Genomic DNA, 2,074 nt, shown 5'->3' with positions numbered 1-2,074 from the left:
TTTCACGCCAGGGTGTTGCAGCGATGCGTTTGAGTTGACGAAGGTTCAGGCCGCGTTCTTCGACGTTTATCAGCTCGGCAAGTGTTGCACCTGGGTACCGGAACTTTGCTTGGGTGATGGCTTTGGTGATGTTTTGCGCGCGACGTTTGTGGGCGGTTTCTTCCACGGCTTTGAGAAATATCTCTTCAGGCAACTCGGTGTTTGCTTCATCTGCACTGGCAAGTGCGAAGAAGGTATCAGCGAAGGTTGAAAGCCGCAGCTTGCGCAGCGTTGCACGGATGTCATCGTCAAGATGGATCGTGGTCATGATGGGTTAGTCCTCCTGCTTCTGGGTGTCGTAGTAGCTTGCAGGGCGCAGGAACACTGCTTCTGGCATTGCGGCGATATCGACTACCCGAGCCTGGCCTGTTTGTGGTGTTGGGGTGTTGGCTTCGGCGTTACCGTTGCGGGCGATGTCGGCCTGGATGCGGGAGATGACCTGCAGATTCGGCGCGAGGTTGTGGTCGATGATTTGCTGGCACGCTGGTTCAAGTGTGGTTTTGTTGTGCTTGTTCCCGAGCTTGACCAACACGTTGCGGGCTGTGCGTAAACCGCGTGGCAGGGCTTGGGCGTTGTGCTCAAGGATCATGGCGATGACCTTGCTGGTTGCGGGCCCAAACGACGATGCTCTGGCGTAGAGCTCATCGCGAGTTAGCGGTTTGACCCCAGTAATCTCTTTGTCTGGGGTATGCGCAGGGTCTGTGCAATAGCGGTACTTAAACCCGTGCATACGCGGGTGTTCGGCCACGAGGCTATCGCCGTTGAAGATGCTGACCAGGCTGTTGGTCAGCCGTGCGCGCAAAGTCTTGCCGATGTATTGAAACGGCACGGAGTAGTACTGGTAGTCACAACAGATGTGCCAATTGCGATCGACTTTGACGCTGCGCCAGGACACTTCCGTAAATGGGGTGTCAGGAAGGTTGCGCATCATGGGTGCTTCATCGATGTCAAACAGCTCACGACGAGTAAACCCATGCGCATTGGGCATGGTTGTGTTGATGTCTTCGAGGCGCTCAGCGATCGCTTCGTTGAGCTCTTCAAGGCTATAGAACTCAACCCCATCGAAATAGCCAAGGATACGCGTATAGACAAGTTGGACGGCACGCTCAACTGCGGCTTTATCGCGGGGTTTTCCCGGACGTGCTGGTACAAGCAAGATGTCATAGTAGTCAGCAAAGTCCGCATAGCGCTGTTGGATGCGTCGTGCGGGTTTGTTCTTCGCCGGGCGATACGTTGCAGTCGGCGCGTTATCAGGAACGATGATGCCGGGGCGTTTCCCGAGGTAGTTTAGGGCTTTGACGTGGCAGTCAATCCAGGCGTCCATCTTCTCATTCGCCGTAGCAACCACAAATAACAAAGAAGAGTAGGGACAGACAGCCACAAATAGGCAAGCTTTCATCCCTACCTCACCGGTGGCTTGGTCGATGATGCGGACTTTGTCGCCCGCCCAGTCGACGTAGAGCTCTTGGCCTGGTTCATGCTCGATAATCGAGGTCATGCCGGTAGCCCGGATGTAGTCACGCAGGTGTTCACAGAACTGGGAGTACTGGTACTTCGATTCACCTGCGGCGCACGGGGAAGCGACATAGTCCATCCACAGCTTATGGCGCGTGAGGTGCTTGTTGTTCGCCAGCTTCTTCGCGAGTTTTTCGAAGTCAGGTCGGTCATAGCGCAAACGCCGACTCGTTCGCTGATCGCTAAAGTGCGTATCGAAGAACTCTGGATCCAGCTGAGCGAACGAAGACTGCGTGATTGCGTGGTCAGCAATCACTGCTTTGACTTTGGCGATATCCCTGTTGGAGCACTCCAAGGCAGCAGAGATGGCTGCATAACTCGCTCCGGTCAAACACATCGCCATGATGTCTTTGAAGTTGGCCATAAAAGGCCCTCCTTGCGGTCAGAAAGTGGTGACACACCGGCACAGATTGCGCCGACGTCACCTACAAAAATGACCGAAAAAGAAGACCCCTACCACCTATCCGGAAAACCCCTACCAACTACGCGGATTGCCCCTACCAACTACACGGAAACGGCA

General features: G+C 54.9%; 1 protein-coding gene and 1 pseudogene. Both read right to left on the bottom strand.

All coding sequences use genetic code 11. The features are described from left to right. Positions 1-307 (bottom strand): annotated as a pseudogene (locus tag HMPREF2690_RS00175) (ATP-binding protein); the annotation flags it as partial. Positions 308-313: 6 nt separating this feature from the next. Then, positions 314-1,918, bottom strand: coding sequence for an IS21 family transposase (istA, locus tag HMPREF2690_RS00170; protein ID WP_070422899.1), 1,605 nt, complete (start codon positions 1,916-1,918; stop codon positions 314-316). Positions 1,919-2,074 lie beyond the last annotated feature (156 nt).

Origin of the sequence: Corynebacterium sp. HMSC034E11 (assembly GCF_001835905.1) — a bacterium.
Taxonomy (GTDB): Bacteria; Actinomycetota; Actinomycetes; order Mycobacteriales; family Mycobacteriaceae; genus Corynebacterium; species Corynebacterium coyleae.
The sequence above is the reverse complement of the archived record's forward strand: the minus strand, read 5'-3'. Positions and strand labels throughout refer to the sequence as shown.

Excerpts from the sequence above, each read along its gene's own strand:
- istA (WP_070422899.1), bottom strand. The coding sequence starts at position 1,918 with ATGGCCAACTTCAAAGACATCATGGCGATGTGTTTGACCGGAGCGAGT.